The 25076-nt window shown below is 45.4% G+C and carries 30 protein-coding genes and 1 riboswitch; of the genes, 14 read left to right on the forward strand and 16 right to left on the reverse strand.

Translation table 11 applies throughout. From position 1 onward, the window contains the following. The first annotated feature begins 141 nt into the window (after positions 1-141). The 5 genes from mpl (at position 142) to thiQ (ending at position 5781) form a co-directional block, all read left to right on the forward strand. A complete protein-coding gene (gene mpl / locus AB6D93_RS04745) occupies positions 142-1500 on the forward strand; it encodes a UDP-N-acetylmuramate:L-alanyl-gamma-D-glutamyl-meso-diaminopimelate ligase (protein ID WP_065584318.1) in 1359 nt (452 codons plus the stop codon). A gap of 38 nt (positions 1501-1538) precedes the next feature. Then, a complete protein-coding gene (locus AB6D93_RS04750; protein ID WP_016787846.1) occupies positions 1539-2162 on the forward strand; it encodes a flavin prenyltransferase UbiX in 624 nt (207 codons plus the stop codon). Between the two features lie 43 nt (positions 2163-2205). Then, positions 2206-2325, forward strand: a riboswitch (TPP riboswitch). A 53-nt stretch (positions 2326-2378) separates the two neighbouring features. Then, positions 2379-3371 (forward strand): thiamine ABC transporter substrate binding subunit, encoded by a 993-nt coding sequence (thiB, locus tag AB6D93_RS04755; RefSeq protein ID WP_102333028.1) that lies wholly within the window; start codon positions 2379-2381, stop codon positions 3369-3371. A gap of 92 nt (positions 3372-3463) precedes the next feature. After that, positions 3464-5077, forward strand: a complete 1614-nt coding sequence (gene thiP, locus AB6D93_RS04760) for a thiamine/thiamine pyrophosphate ABC transporter permease ThiP (protein ID WP_170967441.1) — start codon at positions 3464-3466, stop codon at positions 5075-5077. Beyond that, positions 5077-5781 (forward strand): thiamine ABC transporter ATP-binding protein, encoded by a 705-nt coding sequence (thiQ, locus tag AB6D93_RS04765; protein WP_102333029.1) that lies wholly within the window; start codon positions 5077-5079, stop codon positions 5779-5781. The genes thiP and thiQ overlap by 1 nt, the downstream gene beginning before the upstream one ends. A gap of 108 nt (positions 5782-5889) precedes the next feature. Here the strand turns inward: thiQ and yjgA are convergent, their stop codons facing one another. After that, positions 5890-6414, reverse strand: a complete 525-nt coding sequence (gene yjgA / locus AB6D93_RS04770) for a ribosome biogenesis factor YjgA (protein WP_017058909.1) — start codon at positions 6412-6414, stop codon at positions 5890-5892. 118 nt (positions 6415-6532) lie between these two features. Here yjgA and pmbA point away from each other — a divergent pair, with 118 nt between their 5' ends. Beyond that, complete coding sequence (gene pmbA, locus AB6D93_RS04775; protein WP_017058910.1) at positions 6533-7876, forward strand: metalloprotease PmbA; 1344 nt, start codon at positions 6533-6535, stop codon at positions 7874-7876. A gap of 96 nt (positions 7877-7972) precedes the next feature. Here pmbA and mgtE read toward each other — a convergent pair whose 3' ends face one another. The 12 genes from mgtE to AB6D93_RS04835 all read right to left on the reverse strand — a co-directional run bounded on the left by mgtE (position 7973) and on the right by AB6D93_RS04835 (position 17245). Then, a complete protein-coding gene (gene mgtE / locus AB6D93_RS04780; RefSeq protein ID WP_017058911.1) occupies positions 7973-9328 on the reverse strand; it encodes a magnesium transporter in 1356 nt (451 codons plus the stop codon). Between the two features lie 148 nt (positions 9329-9476). Then, the gene (locus tag AB6D93_RS04785; RefSeq protein WP_017066670.1) at positions 9477-9752 is read right to left on the reverse strand and encodes an HPr family phosphocarrier protein; all 276 of its coding nucleotides are present in this window, start codon (positions 9750-9752) and stop codon (positions 9477-9479) included. 2 nt (positions 9753-9754) lie between these two features. After that, entirely contained in the window at positions 9755-10624 is an 870-nt protein-coding gene (gene rapZ / locus AB6D93_RS04790) for an RNase adapter RapZ (RefSeq protein WP_017063735.1), read from the reverse strand. Between the two features lies 1 nt (position 10625). Then, a complete protein-coding gene (gene ptsN / locus AB6D93_RS04795; RefSeq protein ID WP_004738707.1) occupies positions 10626-11087 on the reverse strand; it encodes a PTS IIA-like nitrogen regulatory protein PtsN in 462 nt (153 codons plus the stop codon). Between the two features lies 1 nt (position 11088). Continuing rightward, positions 11089-11376 carry a ribosome hibernation promoting factor gene (gene hpf / locus AB6D93_RS04800; RefSeq protein ID WP_009847742.1) on the reverse strand — a complete coding sequence of 96 codons (288 nt, stop codon included), beginning with the start codon at positions 11374-11376 and terminating at the stop codon, positions 11089-11091. Positions 11377-11438: 62 nt separating this feature from the next. After that, positions 11439-12899: an RNA polymerase factor sigma-54 gene (locus AB6D93_RS04805; protein ID WP_017058913.1), complete on the reverse strand. Its 1461-nt coding sequence runs from the start codon at positions 12897-12899 to the stop codon at positions 11439-11441. Between the two features lie 54 nt (positions 12900-12953). After that, entirely contained in the window at positions 12954-13679 is a 726-nt protein-coding gene (lptB, locus tag AB6D93_RS04810; RefSeq protein WP_004735304.1) for an LPS export ABC transporter ATP-binding protein, read from the reverse strand. A 2-nt stretch (positions 13680-13681) separates the two neighbouring features. Then, complete coding sequence (gene lptA / locus AB6D93_RS04815) at positions 13682-14176, reverse strand: lipopolysaccharide transport periplasmic protein LptA (RefSeq protein WP_017058914.1); 495 nt, start codon at positions 14174-14176, stop codon at positions 13682-13684. Beyond that, on the reverse strand, positions 14157-14720 hold the full coding sequence (gene lptC / locus AB6D93_RS04820) for an LPS export ABC transporter periplasmic protein LptC (RefSeq protein WP_004735306.1): 564 nt from the start codon (positions 14718-14720) through the stop codon (positions 14157-14159). Before lptC ends, lptA begins: the two co-directional genes overlap by 20 nt. After that, the gene (kdsC, locus tag AB6D93_RS04825) at positions 14717-15274 is read right to left on the reverse strand and encodes a 3-deoxy-manno-octulosonate-8-phosphatase KdsC (protein ID WP_017058916.1); all 558 of its coding nucleotides are present in this window, start codon (positions 15272-15274) and stop codon (positions 14717-14719) included. Before kdsC ends, lptC begins: the two co-directional genes overlap by 4 nt. Further along, positions 15274-16245, reverse strand: a complete 972-nt coding sequence (gene kdsD, locus AB6D93_RS04830) for an arabinose-5-phosphate isomerase KdsD (RefSeq protein ID WP_017058917.1) — start codon at positions 16243-16245, stop codon at positions 15274-15276. The genes kdsC and kdsD overlap by 1 nt, the downstream gene beginning before the upstream one ends. 34 nt (positions 16246-16279) lie before the next feature. Continuing rightward, entirely contained in the window at positions 16280-17245 is a 966-nt protein-coding gene (locus AB6D93_RS04835) for a calcium/sodium antiporter (RefSeq protein ID WP_017063737.1), read from the reverse strand. A gap of 264 nt (positions 17246-17509) precedes the next feature. Between AB6D93_RS04835 and mlaF the strand changes: the two genes are divergently transcribed. The 8 genes from mlaF to AB6D93_RS04875 all read left to right on the forward strand — a co-directional run bounded on the left by mlaF (position 17510) and on the right by AB6D93_RS04875 (position 22989). Further along, entirely contained in the window at positions 17510-18304 is a 795-nt protein-coding gene (mlaF, locus tag AB6D93_RS04840) for a phospholipid ABC transporter ATP-binding protein MlaF (RefSeq protein WP_017058919.1), read from the forward strand. A gap of 1 nt (position 18305) precedes the next feature. Next, positions 18306-19085, forward strand: a complete 780-nt coding sequence (gene mlaE, locus AB6D93_RS04845; protein ID WP_017058920.1) for a lipid asymmetry maintenance ABC transporter permease subunit MlaE — start codon at positions 18306-18308, stop codon at positions 19083-19085. Between the two features lie 2 nt (positions 19086-19087). After that, complete coding sequence (gene mlaD, locus AB6D93_RS04850; protein ID WP_017058921.1) at positions 19088-19579, forward strand: outer membrane lipid asymmetry maintenance protein MlaD; 492 nt, start codon at positions 19088-19090, stop codon at positions 19577-19579. 52 nt (positions 19580-19631) lie between these two features. Further along, complete coding sequence (locus AB6D93_RS04855; protein ID WP_120459707.1) at positions 19632-20261, forward strand: phospholipid-binding protein MlaC; 630 nt, start codon at positions 19632-19634, stop codon at positions 20259-20261. After that, positions 20261-20569, forward strand: coding sequence for a lipid asymmetry maintenance protein MlaB (locus AB6D93_RS04860; RefSeq protein WP_017058923.1), 309 nt, complete (start codon positions 20261-20263; stop codon positions 20567-20569). Before AB6D93_RS04855 ends, AB6D93_RS04860 begins: the two co-directional genes overlap by 1 nt. A 13-nt stretch (positions 20570-20582) precedes the next feature. After that, positions 20583-20837, forward strand: coding sequence for a BolA family iron metabolism protein IbaG (gene ibaG, locus AB6D93_RS04865; RefSeq protein ID WP_017058924.1), 255 nt, complete (start codon positions 20583-20585; stop codon positions 20835-20837). A gap of 8 nt (positions 20838-20845) precedes the next feature. Beyond that, positions 20846-22111 carry a UDP-N-acetylglucosamine 1-carboxyvinyltransferase gene (gene murA / locus AB6D93_RS04870; RefSeq protein WP_017058925.1) on the forward strand — a complete coding sequence of 422 codons (1266 nt, stop codon included), beginning with the start codon at positions 20846-20848 and terminating at the stop codon, positions 22109-22111. Between the two features lie 152 nt (positions 22112-22263). Continuing rightward, positions 22264-22989, forward strand: a complete 726-nt coding sequence (locus tag AB6D93_RS04875; protein WP_017058926.1) for a 1-acylglycerol-3-phosphate O-acyltransferase — start codon at positions 22264-22266, stop codon at positions 22987-22989. Between the two features lie 124 nt (positions 22990-23113). Here AB6D93_RS04875 and AB6D93_RS04880 read toward each other — a convergent pair whose 3' ends face one another. The 3 genes from AB6D93_RS04880 to pyrB all read right to left on the reverse strand — a co-directional run bounded on the left by AB6D93_RS04880 (position 23114) and on the right by pyrB (position 25043). Further along, positions 23114-23503 carry a RidA family protein gene (locus tag AB6D93_RS04880; RefSeq protein ID WP_004735319.1) on the reverse strand — a complete coding sequence of 130 codons (390 nt, stop codon included), beginning with the start codon at positions 23501-23503 and terminating at the stop codon, positions 23114-23116. A 136-nt stretch (positions 23504-23639) separates the two neighbouring features. After that, positions 23640-24101 carry an aspartate carbamoyltransferase regulatory subunit gene (gene pyrI, locus AB6D93_RS04885; RefSeq protein ID WP_017058927.1) on the reverse strand — a complete coding sequence of 154 codons (462 nt, stop codon included), beginning with the start codon at positions 24099-24101 and terminating at the stop codon, positions 23640-23642. A 12-nt stretch (positions 24102-24113) separates the two neighbouring features. Continuing rightward, positions 24114-25043 (reverse strand): aspartate carbamoyltransferase, encoded by a 930-nt coding sequence (gene pyrB / locus AB6D93_RS04890; protein WP_012604860.1) that lies wholly within the window; start codon positions 25041-25043, stop codon positions 24114-24116. Between the last annotated feature and the right edge of the window lie 33 nt (positions 25044-25076).

A 25076-nucleotide genomic window follows, 5' to 3' on the forward strand; every position in this document is an offset into this window, starting at 1 on the left:
CTAAGCGACACAGATCTCACTTACTATGTCGACTCAATTTGTTTTGCATTGCCGCTCGCTTTTAATCGCCATTTAATGATAATGAGTGCAAGCCGTTTTAATTAGGCACTGTTTATTTAGCCAAGCGTTTGGAAGCAATTTATGCATATTCATATCTTAGGAATTTGTGGCACCTTCATGGGTGGTGCTGCGGTATTGGCTCGTCAATTAGGTCACAAGGTTACGGGTAGTGACGCGAATGTTTACCCACCAATGAGCACCTTGTTGGAATCACAAGGGATTGAAATTATTGAAGGGTTCGACCCTAGCCAATTAGAACCAAGGCCAGATCTCGTGGTTATCGGTAACGCAATGAGCCGCGGTAATCCGTGTGTTGAGTATGTGTTGGATAACAACCTTAGATACACCTCTGGTCCTCAGTGGTTGCAAGAGTTCTTACTGCATGACCGTTGGGTGTTAGCGGTATCGGGAACGCACGGTAAGACCACGACATCAAGCATGTTGGCTTGGATCTTGGAAGACTGTGGCTATGCACCGGGCTTCTTAGTTGGCGGAGTGTTGGGTAACTTTGGTATCTCTGCTCGCCTTGGTGAAAGCATGTTCTTCGTGGTAGAAGCCGACGAATACGACAGTGCTTTTTTCGATAAACGATCTAAGTTCGTTCATTACCACCCAAGAACCTTAGTGATGAATAACCTAGAGTTTGATCATGCGGACATCTTTGACGATCTTGAAGCGATTAAGCGACAATTTCATCATTTGGTGCGTACTGTGCCAAGCAATGGTCGCATTTTCTCACCTAAGCAAGACAGCGCTATTGAAGATGTTCTAGCTCGCGGTTGCTGGAGTGAAACTGAATCGAGTGGCGAGCAAGGCGACTGGGATGCCAAGAAACTGGTCAAAGATGGCTCTCAATTTGAGGTTTACTTCCAAAATGAATGTGTTGGAACCGTAAATTGGGATTTAGTGGGCGACCACAACGTAAATAATGCTTTGATGGCGATTGCAGCTGCACGTCATGTGGGCGTGACACCTGACCTTGCTTGTGAATCACTAGCTACCTTTATTAATACTAAGCGCCGTTTGGAGTTTAAAGGCGAGGTGGCAGGTGTGTCTGTTTATGACGATTTTGCTCATCATCCAACGGCGATTGAACTTACGCTCGGGGGATTACGTAATAAGGTCGACACTAAGAAAATCATTGCCGTTTTAGAGCCTCGTTCTGCCACCATGAAACGTGGTGTGCACAAAGAAATACTGGCTGATTCGTTGAAGCAGGCGGATTCTACCTACTTATTCCAACCGGATAACATTGATTGGTCAGTTCAAGATGTTGCAGACGCTTGTCACCAACCGGCACACGTGAGTGATGACATGGATGCATTCGTTGCTAAAATTGTCTCAGAGGCACAAGCTGGCGACCAAATTTTGGTAATGAGTAATGGTGGCTTTGGTGGCATTCATCAAAAACTGTTGGATGGATTGGCACTCAAAGGCTAACGGCATCCACGACCTTATAATTTGAAGTAATTGAGAACATGACAAAACACGATAAAGCGATAACCCTTGCTTTCACTGGCGCATCTGGTGCGCCTTATGGCCTGCGTTTACTTGAATGCCTTTTGGCAGCCGACTATCAGGTCTACTTGCTGATTTCATCGGCAGCGCGAGTGGTATTGGCGACCGAGCATGAACTTAAGTTACCTGCTGGGCCAGATGCGGCGAAACAAGCTTTGGTTAAACATCTTGGCTGCGACCCTGAAAAGCTGGTGGTGTGTGGCAAAGATGATTGGTTCTCGCCGGTTGCCTCTGGTTCAGCAGCACCTAAACAGATGGTCGTTTGTCCATGTTCAGCGGGAAGCTTGGCTTCGATTGCTCATGGTCTATCAGATAACCTGATTGAGCGAGCAGCAGACGTAGTCATGAAAGAGCGAGGCCAATTGTTGTTGGTGGTTCGCGAGACGCCATTTTCGACGCTTCATCTCGAGAACATGCACAAACTTTCGACCATGGGCGTAACGATCATGCCTGCAGCTCCGGGTTTTTATCATCAACCCAAGTCAATTGAAGATCTGGTCGACTTTATGGTGGCGCGTATTCTAGATCACCTTGGTATCGAACAAGGTTTAGTGCCACGTTGGGGTTACGATCAACGTAATTGATCCAAACTTGATAGCTTATTGTTAAAAATCAAATTACAATTCTGAACACTCATCGGGGAGCGAACCATTCAAATAATGAATGCGAGCTGAGATCAAGCAGGTGCTTGGGACCCGTAAACCTGAACCAGATAATGCTGGCGTAGGAATTGAGTTAGGAACAACCTCTACCGTTCTCCTCCCTCAAACCTGTGCCGCTCAGACCATGGAGAGCGTCCAGTGAAATTCACATTAACTACCCTTGCTGTTACTACAGCTATTTCTTTTTCTGCCTTTGCTGCAGACAACACTTTGACTGTATACACCTATGACTCTTTTGCTGCGGATTGGGGCCCTCGTCCTGCCGTTGAAAAAGCATTCGAAGAGAAGTGTGGTTGTGATGTGAATTTTGTCGCTCTAGAAGATGGCGTGTCTATTCTGAACCGTTTACGTCTTGAGGGCGGCAACAGCAAAGCCGATATCTTGCTAGGTCTCGACAACAACCTGATGGCTGAAGCGAAAGCGACGGGCTTATTGGCTGAGCATAATGTTGATACGTCATCGGTAACGCTTCCTAATGGTTGGAACGACAGCACTTTTGTACCCTATGACTTTGGCTACTTTGCTTTTGTTTACAATAAAGAGAAACTGGAAAACCCGCCGAAGAGCTTGAAAGAACTGGTTGAGCAGCGTGATGAACTTAAGGTCATCTACCAAGATCCACGTACATCAACACCAGGCCAAGGCATGATGCTTTGGATGAAATCAGTATACGGTGATGAAGCGACAGCAGCATGGAAGAAGCTTGCTCAGAAAACAGTGACTGTAACCAAAGGCTGGTCTGAAGCTTACTCTATGTTCCTAGAAGGCGAGTCGGATTTAGTGTTGTCTTATACAACGTCTCCGGCTTACCACATTATTGCTGAAAGCGATTCTAAGTATGCAGCAGCAAGCTTCGAAGAAGGGCATTACACTCAAGTGGAAGTGGCCGCTAAGGTTAAAGGCAGCAAGAACGAAAAGCTTGCTGATGAGTTTATGGCGTTTATCCTAAGTGATGAATTCCAATCGGCGATGCCAACAGGCAACTGGATGTACCCAGTGACCGATATTGAGCTTCCAAAAGGGTTCGAGCAACTTACGGTTCCTCAGAAAGCGCTAAGCTTTACGCCCGAAGAAATTGCAGCTAAGCGTAAGCCATGGATTCGTGAATGGCAGAGTGCACTTACTTTTTAATTTGCTTTTAAAAAATTAGCTTTCTAACTTTCTGTATTTAAAGGTTTGTTCGATGTTAACTGAGCGAATCATTTACGGTAAAAAATCAATCTATGATAAAGAAAACACCTAAGGTTGGGATTTGGGTAGCGATACTCATTACCGCCTTCGTGGTTTCAGCAGTTGGGGCATTGCTTAGCAATGCCCCTTCTCTTGATATCAGCCAAGTATGGTCCGATCCCTACTATTGGCATGTAACGAAATTCAGTTTTTATCAGGCGACACTCTCAACGGTGCTGAGTGTTGGCTTTGCTATACCTATTGCTCATGCGCTGTGTCGTAGACAATTTTTTGGACGCGCTTTGTTGTTAAGGCTGTTCGCGTCGACCTTAGTCCTGCCAGTGTTAGTGGGTGTATTTGGCTTACTTGCGATCTATGGCAATAGTGGTTGGTTAGCTAAGTTTTTGGCGAACTTCGATATTGAATTGCCATTTTCCATATACGGATTGAATGGTATTTTGCTGGCGCACGTTTTCTTCAACTTGCCTTATGCCAGTCGCTTACTTCTGCAAGCGTTAGATACCGTGCCTGCCGAGCAACACAAGCTTTGTGCTCACTTGGGTATGAGTCATTGGAACAAATTCAGATGGGTTGAATGGCCTCGCTTAAGGCAGCAATTACCACATGTGTGTGGCTTAGTCTTCATGTTGTGTTTTACCAGCTTTGCTACCGTGATGGCGCTAGGCGGTGGACCTAAATCAACCACTATCGAGCTCGCTATTTATCAGGCGATTAAATTCGACTTTGACCTTCAAGCTGGTGCCTTGCTCGCGATATGGCAAATGCTGCTGTGTGGTGTGCTAGCGGTGAGCATTCAACGCCTATCGAAGCCTATTTCAGTGACGGCCAGTCAGCTGTCGGAAGAGAAATATTTGGTTAAGGACAGCTGGTGGTCAAAAGCTTGGGATAGCTTTTGGATCATCATAGTCTCAATGCTGGTATTGCCGCCATTAGCTATGGTTATCGTCAGTGGAATTAACTCACAGGCATTAACCGTACTCAGCAGCGAGCCGTTTTGGGCGGCGTTAATGACCTCGGTTAAAGTCGCGTCATTAGCAAGTGTTATCGCAGTTGGTATTGGTATCGCCATACTGCTGACTAGCCGAGCATGGCGTTTACAGAACAAGAATTTTCGAGCCGATAAAATCGAGCTGATTGGCACTATTATCTTAGTGACTCCGGGGCTGGTGATCAGTACGGGTATCTTCTTATTACTGCGTTCATTCACCGATGTATTCAGTTTAGCTTTCTTTGTCGTGATTGCCGTCAACAGTTTAATGGCGCTGCCTTACGTAATTAAAACCTTGGCTCAACCTATGCTGCACCTGTCTCAGCAGTATCAGTATGTGTGTGCGAGTTTAGGGATGACTGGCTTCACTCGATTCAGGCTCGTGGAATGGCGCGCATTGCGTAAGCCGATGGCGCAAGCCTTCTCGATCAGCTTTATGTTGGCGATGGGTGATTTAAGCGCGATTGCTTTGTTTGGTAGCCAAGATTTTAGAACTCTGCCTTTGTACCTATTCCAATTGTTAGGCAGCTATCAAATGGAAGCGGCGGCGGTAGTTTCTGTGAGCTTACTGTTATTGAGTGTCGGCAGCTTTAGCTTAATAGAATTCTTATTTACTCGAAGATCTAAGCTCGATGCTAAAGAATTAAGGAACCGATGATGTTAGTGATGAAAGATGTGGATTACCACTATCACAGAGAGTTGTTTAGCTTTGATTTTCAAGCTGAGCAGGGCGATATTGTTGCGCTTATGGGGCCGAGTGGTGCGGGTAAGTCTACACTGTTGGCGCTAGTTGCTGGTTTCATCGAGCCTACATCGGGTGAGATATCAGTGGCTGGGCAGTCGCTTATTGGTAAAGAAGCACATCAGCGTCCGTTGGCGATGTTGTTTCAAGAGCACAACCTGTTTGCTCACCTTACGGTGCGAGAAAATATTGGTTTAGGTCTGCATCCAGGTTTAAAGCTTACTGCAACCCAAAAGCTCAAAGTTGAGCAAGCAGCCGCACAAGTAGGTGTTGCAGAGTATTTGGATAGATTGCCTGAGCACTTATCCGGTGGTCAACGCCAGCGTGTCGCGTTAGCGCGTTGTTTTGTTCAGCCACATGACATTTGGCTGCTTGATGAACCTTTCTCTGCGCTTGACCCTTTGCTTCGCGAAGAGATGCTTAGCTTAGTGAAGCGATTAGCGGCAGAGCGAAATATTACGGTCTTGATGGTGACTCACCATTTAGGTGACGCACGCAGTATCGCGAATAAGTTTGTGTTTGTGGCGCTAGGTCAGGTGTTGGTTGAAGACTCGATAGAGGCACTGACGGCGGATCATCCACAGGTAGAATTAAGCTCATTTGTTAAAGCGGGTGAGTGACGACTCATCACTTTTGTTTAATCTCTCTGATATTGAGTACGTAGAAAACAAAAAGACCTAGCATGCGCTAGGTCTTTTATTCACTCTATGAGTAAAGCGAGATAACGATTAGTCTTCTAGCTTTAGCTCTTTTAAGATTTGGAAGATCTCACGAGAAGACTTTGCAGGCTTGTTCGCTGATTTCTCTTTGTTAGCTTGGCGAGCTAGCTGACGAAGACGCTGACGGTCTGCTTCAGGGTACATTTCCATTACTTCTGAAATAGCCGCATCACCTTCAGCAACAACACGATCACGCAGTTGCTCAAGCTTGTGTAGCTCAGCTGTTGCTTGTGAGTGTTTGTTACGTACTTTATCCAAAGCCGCTTGAATTGGCTCAGGATCGACATTGCGCATTACTTTACCAATGTATTGAAGTTGACGACGCTTCGCTTCATTTTTAAAGCGTTGTGCATCTTTAATCGCTTGTGCCAAATCTTCAGACAGCGGAAATTTGTCTAATACAGAAGGCTTTAGACCAACAAGCTCTTCTCCCAGCTTTTGCAGGGCATCCATGTCGGTTTTCATTTCTGTCTTACTTACCCAGATGATTTCTTCTTCTGGTTCCCATGGGGCTTTTTGGTTTTTGCGAGCCATCTTTTCTGCCTATGTCACTATCTCAAACGAATATATTGCCTATTTTAGCAAGAATCTTGGGGAGAAAGCGAAATTCTTGTTATCCTACGTAATATTGACCTAAAAAATTAGAATAGATATGGATGTAAAACAGCAAGTCGCCCAGCAAAGAGTTGAGCTAGAAGCCGCAGTAGCTAAAGCGTTGGATATGGCATCAGTGAGTGCAGACGCAGCTGAGGTCGCTATTACTAAGTCAACGGGTTTAAGTGTTTCAACACGTATGTGTGAAGTGGAAAACGTTGAATTTAATAGTGATGGTGCGCTAGGTATTACTGTTTATCGCGGCCAGAAAAAAGGCAGCGCATCTACATCTGATCTGAGTGAAAAGGCTATTGCTCAAACAGTCGCGGCTGCGCTTGATATCGCTCAGTACACGTCTGAAGACCCATTTGCAGGTCCTGCAGCAAAAGAATACATGGTAAAAGAAATTCCAGACTTGGATCTTTTTCACCCTGATGAACCAAACCCTGACTATGCCGCTGAGATTGCGATTGCTGCTGAGAAGCAAGCGTTAGCTTATAGCGACAAGATCAAACAGAGTGATGGCGCAAGCTACGATAGCCACTATGGCGTTAAGGTTTATGGTAACAGCCATGGCTTACTAGCAAGCTACGCTTCAAGTCGCCATAGCACGAGCTGCTGCGTGATTGGGCAAGGCGCTAACGGTGAAATGGAACGTGACTACAGCTACACCGTTGCACGTCACCGTGACGAGCTGTGGACGCCTGAGCGTGTAGGTCAAGAAGCTGCAGAAAAGACCATTAGCCGTTTGGATGCGAAAAAGCTACCAACAGGCCAGTACCCAATTATGTTCGCTAATGATGTGGCAACTGGCTTGATTGGTCACCTTGTTATGGCGATCAGTGGCGGTAACCTTTACCGCAAGTCGTCATTCCTATTGGATCATCTCGGTCAGAAAATCCTACCTGACTGGTTTAACATTTCTGAGCGACCACATATCTTGCGTGGTTTGGCTTCAAGCCCATTCGATAGCGAAGGTGTGTTCACTCAAGATCGTGAAATCATCACTGACGGTGTGCTAGCAACTTACCTACTAACGAGCTATGCCGCACGTAAGATGGATATGACGCCAACCGGTCATGCTGGTGGTATTCATAACTGGTTCGTTAAATCGACCGGTCAAAACTTTGAGCAGATGCTAAAAGAGTTGGGTACTGGCTTCCTAGTCACTGAAGTGATGGGCCAAGGCGTAAACACCGTAACGGGTGATTATTCACGTGGCGCTGCAGGTTTCTGGGTTGAAAACGGAGAGATCCAATACCCAGTATCAGAAGTAACAATCGCAGGTAACCTAAAAGACATGTTTACTCAGATTGTTGCTGTGGGTAACGACGTAGAAACACGTTCGCAAATTCAAACGGGTTCTATCCTGCTTGAGTCGATGAAAGTCGCGGGTGAGTAATTCAATTAAAGCGAATCTGATGAATTAAAAAAGGGAGCCGTGGCTCCCTTTTTGTTTTCTGTATTTCGCCAAAAATTGGCTAACTGCTTATGCTAACTAGATCAGTATGGTCGCTAAGCCTAGGAACACCGATAGGCCAATAACATCGGTTACTGTGGTCAGTGCCATACCGCCAGCAAGGGCTGGATCGATATTCATCTTCTTCAACATCACTGGGATAGTTACACCAGCAATACCTGCGACAATCAAGTTGGTCATCATCGCCGCTGAGATGATGCCTCCCAGTATCCAGTTACCTTTCCAAGCCACCACGATACCACCAATGATAACGGCCCATAGAACGCCGTTTAGGAAGCCGATGGCTGCCTCTTTGAGTAGCAGTTCGCGTTTGTTACTGTCACCGATATGACCGAGTGCCAAACCACGAATCACCAGAGCAACGGTTTGGTTACCCGCAACACCCCCCATCGAAGGCACGATAGTCATCAGAACCGCAATCGCTGCCATTTGATCGAGCGTTGCTTCAAACATGTTTGATACAGATGCTGCCGCCAGTGCTGCGAGTACGTTAGCACCAAGCCACACACTACGACGACGAGCAGATTTTACGACCGGTGCGAAGGTATCTTCGTCATCGTCCATACCCGCCATACTCATCATTGAGTGTTCGGCATCTTCACGGATAACATCAACCACGTCATCGATGGTGATACGACCAACAAGGTGCTGGTTACTATCGATGACAGGCGCAGAAACCCAGTTACGACGTTCAAACAGGCTCGCGATATCTGACGCACTGGTTTCTACCGCGATCGCTTCGTCGGCATCATCCATCACTTCTGAAACAGGGACATCAGGTTGAGTCGTTACTAGCGTGGTAAGTGATAGGTTACCGATAAGACGTTCTTCTTCATCAATAACATACAGAGCATCAGTTGCATCCGGCAGTTCGCCACGCATACGCATGTAGCGCAATACAACGTCAACATCGACATCACCACGAATCGTGATTACGTCGGTGTTCATGATCGCACCCGCTGAATCTTCAGGGTACGACAGGGCAGTTTCAACTAATGCACGATCGACGGAGTCCATTTGAGAAAGGACTTCGCGAGAAACATCGTCGGGTAGGCTTCGAAGTACGTACGCGACGTCATCGGTTTCCATACCTTCGGTTGCTTCTGCCAAGGTCTCAGGTGCCATTTTCGACACAAGAGCATCTTTGACGTCTTCGTTTAGTTCATCAAGAATTTCACCGTAGTCTTCAGGATCGGTGAGTTGCCAGAGTACGTCACGACTTTTGCGAGGGGAGGCTTCTAAAAGGTGTGCAATATCTTCAGGCTCCATGTCCTGAAGTTGTCGGCGTACGTGAACAAATCGGCCGTTTTCTAGGGCTTCGCTGACTTCTTGGAGGGTTTGGTGAGCTTGGTCGAATTCTAATTGCTCTGCCATATTTTCCTCCTATCTCATTATTCTAACAATGGTTGGAATAGTAACTTAATTCTGGGGCTTATTTAAATCATAAACTTAGATAGAACTAAGATTTAATATTGGTTGGTTCGTTGTTTGAGTCTTAGGCGTTGTGAGTGAAGCGTTTTCGCTACTCACCCTCATCAAACTTGTCTTCAATGAGATGACAGACGGCATCCAGTGCTTGCTGTGAATCGGTACCTGCAGCTTGAATCGTAATATGTTGCCCTTGCGCTGATTCCAGCATAAGTAACCCCATTACGCTGTCTGCTGTTGCTGTTTTATCTTCTTCGCTATGGATAGTGATGGTTGCATCAAAGCTTTGTGCAAGCTCAACCAACTTTACGGCTGCTCTAGCGTGAAGACCCAAGCGATTTTGGATCAGTACAGTTCGAGTTAATTCCATGGTTAGCCCTGTTGGTGCTTCTCTAGGGAGGCGTGTCTGATTTGAACTTGATGGCCAAGTTGCTCAAAGTACTCACCAATTTTCTGGGTTAGATAAACCGAGCGGTGTTTGCCGCCAGTACAGCCAATCGCGACCGTTAGGTAACTGCGATTGTTCTTCTCTAACATTGGTAACCACTGTTCAACAAAGCCTTGGATCTGTTGCTTGAGTTCCAGAACTTCTGAGTGTTCTTCTAGAAAGGAGTGAATTGGTGCATCTAGCCCGGTTAGTGGTCGTAGTGCAGGTTCCCAGTGAGGGTTCGGCAAAAAGCGAACATCAAACACGTAGTCGGCATCACTTGGCAAGCCATACTTAAAACCGAAAGATTGAAAGACGATGATCAGCTCTTGCTTCTCTTTGCCTTCAACTTTAAATCGAACCTTTTCACTCAATTCGTAGAGGTTGCAGTCACTGCTGTCGATCACAATGCTGGCGTGCTCTGCGAGAGGTGTCAGAAGTGTCTTCTCTAAATCAATCGCTTGCTCAAGAGATAGCTTTTCTTGGCCAATTGATAAAGGGTGGATTCTGCGGGTTTCGCTGTAGCGCTTAAGGAGTGTCTGCTTGCTGGCATCGAGGAACAATACATCAACATCGATGTTTGTAGCTGACTCGAGTTGCTCGAGCGTGTCGGTGACTAACTGAGGCTCTTTCGGTAGGTTACGTATATCAATACTTACCGCAACGTTTTGGTTGCTTTCGCGTACCGATTCGACAAAGTTGTTGAGCAGGTTTACTGGTAGATTATCGACACAGTAATACCCCAAGTCTTCTAGGACTCGTAACGCAACACTTTTACCGGCCCCTGATTGGCCACTAACCACGATTAATCGCATGTTATTGCTCGCAAGTTGGCACTTGAATCATGATGTCGTAAAGCTCTTGATCGCTCTGAGCATTACGCAGCTGTTTAAGAGTCTGCTTGTCGTTTAGTCGTTCTGCCATACAAGAAAGGGTTTTTAGATGCTCTTTGCATTGTTCGCTAGGAACAAGCAGGGCAAATAGTAGGTCGACAGGACGATTATCAATCGCATCAAATTCGATAGGATCTTGGCATTGCAGTAATACAGCTATCGCTTTATCACTGACATTCATACGAGCATGGGGAATCGCGATACCATTACCAATACCGGTACTGCCCATCTTCTCACGGCTCAACATACACTCAAATAGCTCTGTTGAATCTTGACCGCAGCTCTCAGCTGCTATCTGGCTGATGAGCTCAAGGGCTCTTTTTTTGCTTGTGCATTGGACTGCACTTTTGGTGCAGTCCAATGAAAGTACTTCGCTTAATTGCATGTTAGTGACTACTTAGCTTTTCTTTGTGCTTGTTGAGTTGGCGGACGAGTTTATCAACCAATGAATCAATCGCGGCATACATGCTTTCATCTGTTGCTGTCGCATGGATTTCCCCCTGATTTATATGCAGGGTAGCTTCTGCGATTTGATTGATTTTCTCAACTTTTAAAACAACCTGAACGCTATTGATATGATCAAAGAAGCGCTCAAGTTTGTCGAATTTGGTGTGAACATAGTCTTGCATTGAATCGGTAAGATCAACGTGATGGCCTTGAATATTGATTTGCATAGACTTTCCTTTTCAGTTGGTTGCCTGATCATAGTTGCTAAGTAACTAGCGACTAAATGAGCTTATAGCAGGCGTTTACGCTGACTCGATGGGGCAATGCCCAGAGACTCACGGTATTTCGCTATGGTACGTCTAGCTACCTGAATTCCTTGGTCAGCCAGTAAAGCAGCAATCTTACTATCACTTAGAGGCTTCGCGGTATTTTCCGCTGCGACAAGCTTCTTGATGAGTGCGCGAATTGCTGTAGATGAACATTCACCGCCATTGTCAGTGCTGACATGGCTTGAGAAAAAGTATTTGAGCTCGAAGATGCCACGTGGCGTATGCATGAATTTTTGAGTCGTCACACGAGAGATCGTGGATTCGTGCATATCAACAGCTAACGCAACATCATTAAGAACCATTGGCTTCATCGCTTCTTCGCCATGTTCGAAGAAATCACGCTGATGTTCAACAATGCATCGCGCAACTTTGAGTAGCGTCTCATTTCGGCTCTCTAGGCTTTTAATTAACCACTTTGCTTCTTGCAAATTTGAGCGGATGTATTGATTGTCGGCGCTGTTGCCTTTACTGCCCAGATCAGCGTACTGCTGATTCACTTTCAACTTAGGCACGCTATCAGGGTTAATGGTCACTAACCATTTGCCAAGGTCTTTGAAGACAGATACATCTGGAACCACATACTCAGTTTCATCCGGAGTAATCTTACTGCCAGGACGAGGGTCCAGCTGTTGAATCAGTTGCAAAACTTCACGTAGTTCTGCTTCTTTCAACTTGGTCTCTTTGATAACCAGTTTGTAATCGCGATTGCCGAGTTGGTCGATATGGCTAGTAAGTACTAACTTAGCTTCGTTAAGCCAAGGCGTATCTTGGGGAAAGGTTGCCAGTTGCAGTAACAAGCAATCTTGCAGGTTGACTGAACCGACACCTAGCGGATCAAACTGCTGAATTCGTTTACGTACCGCTTCAATTTCATCAAGCTCGATCTCTTCATTGTCGAAGTTTTCAAGGATGTCTTCACAAGTTACAGTGAGGTAGCCGTAGTCGTCGATGGCATCGATTAATGCAAAAGCGATGCTTCGGTCGGTGTCAGTGAATGGCGTTAAGTCGAGTTGCCAAAGTAGGTAATCGTGCAGGCTTTGAGTGGTTTCGCCTTGATAAACCGGCATGTCGTCATCAATCGCAATACCCGTGTTACCGGTGTTCGCGCTGTAGACGTCTTCCCAAGTTGTGTCGATTTCTAGTTCGTTGCCAATCTCTGATTTTTCGATTAAGTCTGAGCTATCAGGTAAGTCTTGCTCTGTGGCTTCAACAGTTTCTTTTTCGTCACTGCTAGGTTTTTCTTCCGATGTTGGCGTATCTTCATTGCCTTCTTCGACATCGAGTAGTGGGTTAGATTCAAGTGCTTCTTGAATCTCTTGCTGCAAATCTAAAGTAGACAATTGCAACAAACGAATCGCTTGCTGCAATTGAGGAGTCATTGCTAACTGTTGGCCTAGCTTAAGTTGTAATGAGGGTTTCATTCAGTGTGACTTACCTAGTTATTATTCTTAGAACTCTCGATACTCTCTATATAATCATAGACGGAATTGTTCGCCTAGATAAACTTGTTTAACTTGTTCGTTATTGAGAACATCTTCAGGAGTACCCTCAGCGATCAGGTGTCCTTGGCTTACGATGTAAGCTTTTTCACACACGTCTAATGTTTCACGAACGTTGTGGTCGGTAATCAAAACGCCCAAGCCGCGATCACGCAGGTGAACAATGATTTTTTTGATATCGATTACTGAGATCGGGTCAACACCGGCGAATGGTTCATCCAATAGAATGAACTGCGGGTTTGCTGCTAGTGCACGAGCAATCTCTACACGACGACGCTCACCACCCGACAGAGCCATACCATTGCTGGTGCGGATATGTTGGATGTGGAACTCTTCTAGCAGGTCTTCCAGCTTATCTTGGCGTTGTTCGTTGGTCATTTCATCACGGGTTTGTAAAACCGCCATGATGTTGTTCTCTACGGACAACTTACGGAAAATCGATGCTTCTTGAGGCAGGTAACCGATACCAAGACGAGAGCGGCTGTGCATTGGTAAGATACTGATGTCTCGGTCATCAATGCTGATGGTACCTTCATCACGCGCCACCAAACCAACAATCATATAGAAAGATGTGGTTTTACCTGCACCGTTAGGCCCAAGCAGACCGACGATCTGGCCTGACTCTACCTGTAAGCTTACATCGGTAACAACCTTACGTTTACTGTAGGTTTTCGCTAGGTTTTTTGCTTTAAGAACAGCCATCGTTACTTATTCACTTCCGTTGGTTGTAAAACCGTTGACACTCGTTTGTTTTCACCACTGTCAGCGACTAATTTCTGAGAACCGATCTGGTAAGTGATCTTAGAACCGCGAATGATGCTGCCATCTTGAGATAACATCGCATTCTTAGTCATGATCAGTCGGTCGGCAACAAGCTGGTAGTGCAGGTCGTCAGCTTCACCGTAGAGTGTCTTACCGTCGTCAGTAAGCTGAGAGAAGGTTGCTGGCTTACCGAAGCCTTGAATTTCTTCAATCTCACCGTTTACGGCGTTACGAGTAACAATAACCTTATCGGCATTGATATTGATGCTGCCTTGTTTAAGGTTCACATCACCAAGGAAAGTCACTTGGTTACTTTTCATATCCAATTGCTGGCTGTCTGAGTCAATGTAGACAGGTTGCTCACTATCCGAAGACAGAGCATAGACATTAGGTGCCGCAAGGGTCAAAGCGAATAAACTAAGGTGTAAGAGTTTCATATCTACCTTGAACAGAATTAAAGAGGGTTGCATTGTTGGTACCGAAGTTACCTTTCATTGCTTGTCCCTCAGTTTCAAAAAATGTACCGATCATATGGACCGGAGTCTCTGAATAAAAATCTCGGCTAGGCAGCTCAACAACCATTTTATCTGTGGTCATTGTATCGAAGCTGGCTTCTGGCAACAGGTTCTTTGCCACGACGTTGTCATAAAACGTGACAACTTGATTCTCATCCATAATCGCGCGATCAGCGGTGACTTGCCATTCAATCGTGTGCCCTTCACGGAATACCGAAAGAACTGGGTTTTGAAAGTGCGTATCGCCAACTACTGAGTAGTGTTCTAAATACGTCGATTCAACCTGATAGCTGCGAATACCGCTTTCGTCGTAGCTAATGTTGTTCAGGCTTTTGCCACTAAACGCGGGCAGCTCCAAATTTGGAGCCACTTGTATCGTTGATGTTTGCTCTTTGTCGTACAAGTAATAGGTCGACCAAGAGGCAATAAATATGAGTATTAAATAGATAATACGAGTAAAACTCATATGCTTAAACCTTTATGCACGTCGAGTTCATTTCTTGCTTGTAAAATAAGGTCACAGACTTCACGTACCGCGCCATGACCACCGTTAATGGTTGTCACGTAGTTTGCACGCTTTGCAAGTAGCGGGTGCCCATCTGCCACACAGACCTTCAAGCCAACTTTTTCCATTACAGGCCAGTCAATCAGATCGTCTCCGATGTAACCTGTATTTTCAGGGTTTACAGAAAGCTTATCGCAAATATCTTGGTATGCCTTAACTTTATCGTCTTGACCTTGATAAATCAGCTTAATGCCTAGAGCGGTCATACGATTCTCAACAATTTGAGATTTGCGACCCGTGATGATCGCGATTTCAATGCCTGCGTTCATCAGTGATTTGATACCGTAACCGTCACGAGTGTGGAAGGTTTTCAGCTCTTCACCGTTGTTGCCCATGTAGATGCGACCATCAGAGAAGACACCATCGACATCGCAAATCAGCAGTTTGATCTCTTTTGCAATTGCAAATACATCTGAATTAACAGTGCCGTATAGAGTTTCGACTGTCTGTGTCATTACATTACTCCTGCTTTCAGTAAGTCATGCATGTTTAACGCTCCGACTAATTTACCTTCTTGGCATAACATCAGGCCATTGATGCTCTTCGCTTGCATCAAGTTTAAGCCCTCAACCGCGAGCATGTTTGGCTCGGCTACCGTCGGGTTTAGCGTCATCACATCACCGATCTGCGTGTTATGGATATCAACGCGTTTGTCTAAGATACGGCGTAAATCACCATCGGTAAAAATACCGGCCATTTGGCCATCTTCACCAACGATTGCTGTCATGCCTAAGCCTTTCTGAGATATCTCTAGTAGAGCGTCTCTTACTAGTGCGTCGGGTGCTACAACAGGAAGTGAATCGCCTGTGTGCATGATGTCGTCGAGCTTCAACAGCAACTGACGACCTAAAGCGCCACCAGGATGAGACAGGGCAAAGTCTTGAGCGGTGAAGCCTCGAGCCTGCAAAAGTGCAACGGCTAATGCATCACCCATGACCAAAGTCGCCGTGGTGCTTGTTGTTGGTGCTAAGCCCAGCGGACAAGCTTCTTCCGGTACTGAAATTTGTAAATGGATATCAGACAGGGTTGCCATGTTTGATGCTGGCTTGCCTGTCATGCTGATGATCTTGATGCTCAGACGCTTTAACACAGGAAATAGGCTGAGGATTTCTCCCGATTCGCCGGAGTTGGATATTGCAATCACAATATCACCAGGTTCGATCATGCCTAAGTCGCCATGCGCCGCTTCGCCTGGGTGAACAAAGAAAGCCGATGTCCCGGTACTTGCCAATGTTGCTGCGATTTTGTTGCCAATGTGGCCTGATTTACCCATGCCCATCACAACGACTTTGCCTTTGTTGTTCAGGATAAGGTCGCAAGCTTTACAAAAATCATCATTAAAATATTGGTCTAATTGAGTGAGACCTGCAACTTCGGTTTCCAAAACTTGTTTTGCAACGCTGCGGTAATCAAATGGCTGAGACATCAAATACTCCAAGTACGGGAAGTTAAATCAACAATTAAGCCGACATGTTCATTAATAGGTAACTTTGGTAGGCCACGAACGTCACAATTAACACGCCGCCTTCAATACGATTCACACTACGAGATTTTCCTAGTGCCATCACAACAAGTAGTAGCGATACGCCTAGCATTACCCAGAAGTCACGACCCATAGCGAACTCGCTCAAGATCGAAGGGTTTAGGATGCCCGGGATACCCATAACAGCAAGGATGTTGAATACGTTTGAACCAATGATATTACCTACAGCCATATCATCTTCACCCTTCATAACGCCGGCTAGTGATGCTGCAAGTTCAGGAAGGCTAGTACCAACAGCAATGATGGTTAAACCAATGACAAGGTCGCTCATGCCGAAGAACTTCGCGATGATCACAGCGTTATCTACCAGCATATCAGCAGCTAAAGGTAGGACGATTAGACCAATCACGACCCACATTGCAGCCTTAGGGTTACTTACGCCTTCAGGGATCTCTGATTCTTGCTCATCAAGGAAAGCATCGCCGTTCTTTTTCTCGCTGCGGCTGATTTGCAACATAGCAAACAAAAACGCGGCAAAAAGAACAAACAACAACACGCCTTCATAGAAGCCTAAATGGTTATCCCACAATAGGGCGCCCGCTAGCAGAGTGACACCGATCATTAATGGTAGTTCACGACGAATCACGCCTGAGCTAATCGATAACGGCTTGATAAGGGCTGTAATACCTAAAATCAGCGCGATGTTGGCGATGTTAGAGCCCAGTACGTTGCCTACAGCTGTATCTGTTTTGCCATCAAGGGCTGCTGTCGCAGAAACCATCATTTCAGGAGCCGAAGACCCCATTGCTAAGATCGTCATACCGATAACTAGTGGTGAAATACCGAAGTTGCGAGCAAGAGCAGCGGCACCGTAAACCAGCTTATCTGCACTCCACACCAAAAAACCTAGACCGATAATAAGAAACGCAATCGCTTCAAGCATGATGATTCCTAAAAAATTAATAAAAACGGAGAATTAACCGCTAATTTTGACCTGTTGCTAGATAAAAGGGAAGTCACTCGGCAAATTAATTACCAGTTAGCAGGCAAGAAAGAGAGATCAATAGATAATTTCCTAATGCTTTCAAATCCCTGCATAGATTCCTGTTTAATATGAATTAATTGAACAGTGCTTTTAATTCTAAAGTAGACTCATTATTATTGCAGCCATAATTGGCGTTTTTTAAAGCAAGGAAACAACAAAAATATGTTGAACACTGAGCTTGTGAAAGTTAAGAACCTCAGCTTCTCACGCGGTGACCGCGTTATCTTTGATGACATCAGTTTAGAGGTGCCTCAAGGCAAGATAACCGCCATCATGGGGCCGTCTGGGATCGGCAAAACGACTTTACTGCGTTTGATCGGTGGGCAACTGCCGCCAGATGAAGGCGAAGTTTGGTTTGATGGTGACAATATCCCTGCATTATCACGTCGAAAGCTATATCAAGCACGTAAGAAAATGAGCATGCTATTCCAATCGGGTGCGCTTTTTACGGATCTCAATGTCTTTGATAATGTGGCGTTTCCGCTGCGAGAGCACACTGAACTTAATGAAAAATTCATTCGTACCATCGTATTACTTAAGCTTGAAGCGGTAGGATTACGTGGTGCTGCGCAATTGATGCCGAGTGAGTTGTCTGGCGGAATGGCTAGGCGTGCCGCACTGGCGCGCGCAATCGCACTGGATCCAGAACTTATCATGTACGATGAGCCGTTTGTTGGCCAAGATCCCATCACCATGGGCGTATTGGTTGAATTGATACGAAATCTCAATCAAGCCTTGGGCTTAACCTCGATTGTTGTTTCTCACGATGTGCCAGAGGTGATGAGTATTGCTGATTGGGTTTACCTCATGGCAGATAGCAAGATTATTGCCGCTGGAACACCTGATGAGTTGTACAACAATAGCGATCCGAGAGTGCAGCAATTTTTGCAAGGCGAAGCCGATGGTCCAGTACCATTTAGATTCCCTGCGAAGAGCTTAGAAAAGGATTTGTTTTAATATGATTGTTAAAACTATTGCGGGTGTCGGTAAGCGTACACTTGCGAGCTGTGAGTCATTTGGTCGAGCAAGCCTGATGTTATTTGGGGCTTTGTTTGGCATCCCGCGACTAAAAAACTTCCCCTTATTAGTAAAACAACTTTATAGCGTTGGCGTTCAGTCATTGGCTATTATTTTAGTTTCGGGTCTGTTTATCGGCATGGTGCTCAGCCTGCAGGGCTATGTCGTGTTAATTGACTACGGCGCTGAGGGAAACCTTGGTCAAATGGTCGCGCTTTCACTGTTGCGTGAGTTGGGGCCTGTGGTGACTGCGTTATTATTTGCAGGTCGAGCCGGTTCAGCACTCACGGCAGAGATTGGGTTAATGAAGGCAACAGAGCAGATCTCAAGCCTTGAGATGATGGCCGTTGACCCTCTTAAACGCATTATTGCACCACGTCTTTGGGCCGGGCTTATCTCAATGCCATTGCTTGCTATGATTTTTATGGCGGTAGGTATTTGGGGCGGTCAACTGGTTGGTGTTGATTGGAAAGGCATTGATCACGGCAGTTTCTGGTCTGCGATGCAGTCTTCAGTAGAACTTGGCCGAGATATTGGTAACAGCATGATCAAATGCATGGTCTTCGCTATCACCGTAACTTGGATCGCACTTTTCAATGGTTATGACGCAGTACCGACTTCAGAAGGTATCAGTCAGGCAACCACACGCACTGTAGTGCACTCTTCTCTAGCGGTACTAGGGCTAGATTTTGTTCTTACCGCATTGATGTTTGGGAATTAATCATGCAACAAACTCGAAAATTAGAATTATGGGTCGGCACCTTTGTTATTGCCGGAATTTGCGCAATCTTAATCATGATCTTTCAAGTCGCTGACGTAAAAGGCATAGGTTCGAACCATACTTACAATCTAAAAGCGACCTTTGACAACATTGGCAGCCTAAAAGTTCGTTCTCCAGTGAAAGTGGGTGGCGTCGTTGTTGGACGAGTTAAAAGCATTGAGCTTGATACCGAGAGCTACCTTCCTGTCGTTGAACTGTCTATTGACGGGAAGTACTCACAATTTCCAGATACCTCTAGTGCTCAAATTTTAACATCTGGCTTAATTGGTGAGCAGTACATTAGTCTGGTTCCAGGCTTCATTTTTGATGATGAAGAGATGTTGGTCGATGGTGATTCAATTGAAGACACTAAGTCAGCATTGGTACTAGAAGATTTGATTGGCCAAGTGCTGTATAGCGTTGGTGGTTCTAATGACAGCGAAGCTAAGGAATAAGATAATGTTGAAAACTATTAGTTATTTAAAAGCTATTGGTTACTTGAAATCAATGTTTATGGCGGCAATGGCGTTGCTTATTTCTACCCAAGCCTTTGCTGCAGAATCGATTGACCGTACTCAGCCTTACCAGATGATGACTCAAGTTGCCGAAGTGGCATTTGAGCGTTTGAAGAGTGAACAAGACAACATCCACCAAGATCCAGAGTTATTGAAGGTCATCGTGGAAGAAGAGTTGATGCCTTATGTGAATGCACAATATGCAGCTCTTAAGTTACTTGGACCAAACTTGAAAGGCGCGGATAGAAAAGACGTGGGCGTGTTTATCGATTCATTCCGTAAATACCTTGTTTCTTCTTATGCCCAAGTGCTGACTCAATACACAGATCAGACGATTGAATTTGGTCCAGAACCAAAAATCAAAGCGGATAGCCGCATTACCAGTATCAAGGTCGACATCATCGATACGCCGCGACCAAACATTAAGCTTGAATTTAAGCTTCGCAAAGACAAGAAATCTGGCGAGTGGAAAGCATTTGATATGGTTGCCGAAGGTATTAGCTTGTTGTCGAGCAAGCAATCGGAGTGGAATACTAAGATTCGTCAAGAAGGCATCTTACAAGTTGCAGACGAACTAGAGAAATTAGCCGCACAACCGATTCGTTTTGAGAGTAACAAATAATGAGCCATTCTCAATGGCAAGCACTAAGCTCTAAAGAGTATCAACTGTTCGGTGATTTAGACCGAGACAGTGTCCCTGCAATCTGGCGTATATTGGAAAAGTGGCAAACGACGGAATCGAGCGTTGAAATTGACCTTAGCCATATAAATCGAGTCGATTCAGCAGGAATGGTGATGCTAATTCACTTATTAGAGCATGCAAAAAATCAAAACTGTCATATAATGCTCAGTTTCGTGCCAGAACAATTACGAACGTTGTTCCAATTGAGCAATATCCAGCCAATGATGGCAGAACACATAAAAAATTAGGCAGGAGCTATTTGTGGACAGCACAAAAGTACAAGAATTATTAGCAGAAGCACTGAACCTTCAGGAAATTTTCGTGAAAGGGGAAGGCAGTCATTACGAAGTTGTTGCGGTTGATCCATGTTTTGACGGCATGAATCGAGTTAAGAAGCAGCAACTAATCTACGGCCCACTAATGGAATACATTCAACGCAATGACATCCATGCTCTTTCTATTAAGGCTTTCACGCCGGAAGAGTGGGAACGTGATAAGAAACTGATGTCACTTTAAGGTTTATGATGGAAAAGTTTCGAGTTATTGGATCGGATAAGCCGCTAAGCGGTGAAGTGACGATCTCAGGCGCAAAAAATGCAGCGCTACCTATCTTATTTGCTTCAATTCTTGCTGAAGAGCCAGTGGAAGTAAGTAACGTTCCTCACCTACGTGACATCGATACTACGATGGAACTGCTTAAGCGTTTAGGCGCAAAAGTATCGCGTAATGGTAGTGTTCATGTTGATGGCAGCGAAATTAATGAATTTTGTGCGCCTTACGATTTAGTGAAAACAATGCGTGCTTCTATCTGGGCTTTAGGTCCTCTAGTCGCTCGTTTTGGTGAAGGCCAAGTGTCACTTCCAGGCGGTTGTGCAATTGGTGCTCGACCTGTTGATCTGCATATCCACGGCCTAGAGCAACTAGGTGCGACCATTAAGTTGGAAGATGGTTATGTGAAAGCAAGTGTTGATGGCCGTCTGAAAGGCGCGCACATCGTGATGGATAAAGTAAGTGTGGGTGCCACCATTACTATCATGTGTGCAGCAACGCTAGCGGAAGGAACAACAGTACTCGATAACTCAGCGCGTGAGCCTGAGATTGTTGATACGGCTGACTTCCTAAACAAACTGGGTGCTAAAATTTCTGGCGCAGGTACAGATACGATTACTATCGAAGGCGTTGAACGTCTTGGTGGTGGCCAACACTCTGTGGTTGCTGACCGTATTGAAACAGGTACTTTTCTGGTTGCTGCTGCTGTTTCTGGCGGTAAAGTGGTTTGTCGCAACACCAACGCTCATCTTCTTGAAGCTGCCTTAGCGAAGCTTGAAGAAGCGGGTGCGAAGGTTGAAACGGGCGAAGACTGGATCAGTCTTGATATGACGGGTCGTGAACTGAAAGCGGTGAAAATCGTAACGGCACCTCACCCTGGTTTCCCAACCGACATGCAAGCACAGTTTACTCTGCTTAACATGATGGCGAAGGGCAGTGGTGTTATCACTGAGACTATCTTTGAAAACCGTTTTATGCACATTCCTGAGTTACAGCGAATGGGTGCAAAAGCGGAAATCGAAGGTAACACGGCTATCTGTGGTGAAACGGAAAAACTGAGCGGAGCTCAAGTAATGGCAACGGACCTTCGCGCATCTGCGAGCCTTGTTATTGCTGGCTGTATTGCTCAAGGTGAAACCATCGTTGACCGTATTTATCACATCGATCGTGGCTACGATAAGATTGAAGATAAATTGTCAGCCTTAGGCGCAAACATTACACGATTTAGTGAGTCGAACTAACCTAGGTTAGTGGATTCATGAATCAGTAAGATGAAAACATAAAAGTCGGAACCTTGGTTTCGGCTTTTTTATAGTTGTATTTACCGCGAGTAAATCTATTGCTCATTTTTGCGCGAATAGATGAATCAACTTGGCGGTCGGTGAGGAACAAAATGATAGCAATATTACGTATTTTCGCAGTGGCGATATTTGCGATTCTTATGTTTGTATTTGGTTGTGGTTACTGCCTATTAAGTCCACGCAACCCGAAACACGTATTTACCTTTGGCCGTTATTTCGGTCGCATGTCGAAGATCTTCGGCATGAAGTTAGAGCTTCGCATCCCAGAAGATGCCTACTCTCGCGGCCAACATGTTTATGTGGCGAACCACCAAAACAGCTGGGATCTATTCACGATTTCATCAGCGGTAACGCCAAAAGTGGTAACTGTTGGTAAGAAAAGCCTAGTGTGGATGCCTCTATTTGGTCAGCTTTACTGGTTGACGGGTAACATCCTAATTGACCGTGCTAACCGTAGCAAAGCGGTAGGTACGATTGATCAGGTCGTGACGAGTCTAAAAGAGAGCGATGTTTCAGTTTGGATGTTCCCTGAAGGCACTCGTTCTCGTGGCCGTGGTCTGCTGCCATTCAAAACAGGTGCATTCCATGCTGCGATTGGTGCTGGCTTGCCTATCATCCCTATCGTGTGTAGCTCAACAGGTGGCGTGAAGCTAAACCGTTGGAACAATGGTCACGTGATTGTTGAAATGCTGCCACCAATCAGCACTGAAGGCTACGACAAGTCTAATGTTCGTGAACTGGCTAACCTAGCTCGTGAGCAGATGGCTGCGAAACTTGAAGAGTTAGACAAAGAAGTGGTTGAGCTTAATAAAAAGTAATTATCTAAGCGAAACGATGAACAATAAAAAAGGTTGCCAACGGGGCAACCTTTTTTGTATCTAATAAACACTCAGCATTACGCTAAGTCGTTTATCCGAAGGTGTTTAATCTAGAGATTAAAAGCTATTTGCGAACCGCAATAGCTTCGATCTCGATACCTACATCTTTTGGTAGACGAGCTACTTCAACACATGAACGTGCAGGGTAGTTTGCAACGCCGTGCTCATCGAAGAATTTGCCGTAAACCTCGTTTACTGTGCCGAAGTCGTTTAGGTCTTTAACGAATACCGTTAGTTTTACGATGTCTTTTACAGTCAGGCCTGAAGCTTCAACAACCGCTTGAACGTTGTCTAGAGATTGGCGAGCTTGCTCTGCGATATCAGCAGATACTTCACCAGTTGCTGGGTTTACTGGGATTTGACCAGAAGTCAGTACCATGTTGCCAAGGTCAACGCCTTGTACGTATGGGCCGATTGCAGCTGGAGCAGATTCTGTGTGAAGTACTTTAGTCATTGGTTTATTCCATCAGTTATTAGATAAAAATCAATTTTCAGTGTGCCTTCAAACTTTGGATAGGTAAAGCGCAAAATACCCCGCACAGGCGAGGTATTTGATAGTTTTTACATTCGGTCTGCTTTGCCGTATGACGTTATCTTTCTGTTACGATCTCGCGAGAGAAGACTTTTTCGCAATACTTACACTTCAATCGAATATCTTCTTTCTTTTCAAAGATCTTAAAGCTACTTTCAACCGGTTCATTGTGAGTAATACAGTTGGTGTTTGGACACTCGAACACATCGTTGATTTGCTCAGGAAGTTCTAGTGGTAGTTTCTTAACCACTTCGTAATCTTCGATTTGATTCACTGTTGCGTGAGGCGCATAAAGTGCCAGCTTGCTCGCCTGTTCTTCTGTGATAAACACATTCTCAATCTTGAGCAGGTCTTTTCCGCCTAGTGCAGAAGACGGTAGATTCAGGCCAATCGTCACGCGCTGATGAGAATTGTGCATGTCGAACAGTTTTAGAACCTTGATCCCGATATTGGCTGGGATATGGTCGATAACAGTACCGTTTCTGATTGCTTCAACTTTTAATTGAGTCTCTTTAGACATTATATCTCTCCTCTACAGCGTTTCGTTAAGAACAAGGGCTAGCAATGCTTCACGGGCGTAAACACCATTCTCTGCTTGCTGGAAGTAGTAAGCGTAAGGTGTTTTATCGACATCGACAGTAATTTCATCAACGCGAGGAAGAGGGTGCAGAACCTTCAGGTTATCGCGTGCATTTTCCAGCATCGAAGCGGTCAGGATGTATGCGGATTTTATGTGCGCGTATTCTGACTCATCGAAGCGCTCTTTTTGAACTCGAGTCATGTACAAGACATCGAGCTCAGGAATCACATCTTCCATGTCCGTCAATAGTTGGTACTTGATGCCCGCTTCATCAAGCTCTTCGCAAATGTAGTCTGGCATCGCTAGAGCTTCTGGAGCCACGAAGTAGAAACAGATGTTGTCGAACTTCGCTAGTGCTTGAGTCAATGAGTGAACCGTACGGCCGTACTTAAGGTCACCAACGAATGCAACGTTTAGGTTGTCGAGGCGGCCTTGTGTCTCAGCGATAGAGAATAGGTCTAGTAACGTTTGTGTTGGGTGTTGGTTTGCGCCGTCACCTGCGTTAATAACAGGTACACCGTTTGAGAACTCAGAAGCCAGACGCGCTGCGCCTTCTTGAGGGTGACGCATCACGTAAGCGTCAACGTATGAAGAGATAACCTGTACCGAGTCCGCTAGCGTTTCGCCTTTCTTTGCCAAAGAAGTGTTACCACCACTGTCGAAACCAATCACATCACCACCGATGCGTTGAATCGCAGTTTCAAAAGAGAGACGAGTTCGCGTAGAAGGTTCGAAGAAGCAGCTGGCAACAACTTTGTTCTTGATGAGTTCTGGGTTTGGCTCAGCCTTTAGCTGACCTGCCGTTTGAACAATTAATTCTAGCTCTTCACGAGAAAGCTCTGGAATTGAGATGATGTGCTTTTGATAGAGCGAATTCGCCATGATCTTCTTCTCCACAATAATGTATTGGCCATA

It is taken from the genome of Vibrio sp. 10N.247.310.23 (assembly GCF_041467155.1).
In the GTDB taxonomy this organism is placed as follows: Bacteria; Pseudomonadota; Gammaproteobacteria; order Enterobacterales; family Vibrionaceae; genus Vibrio; species Vibrio crassostreae_C.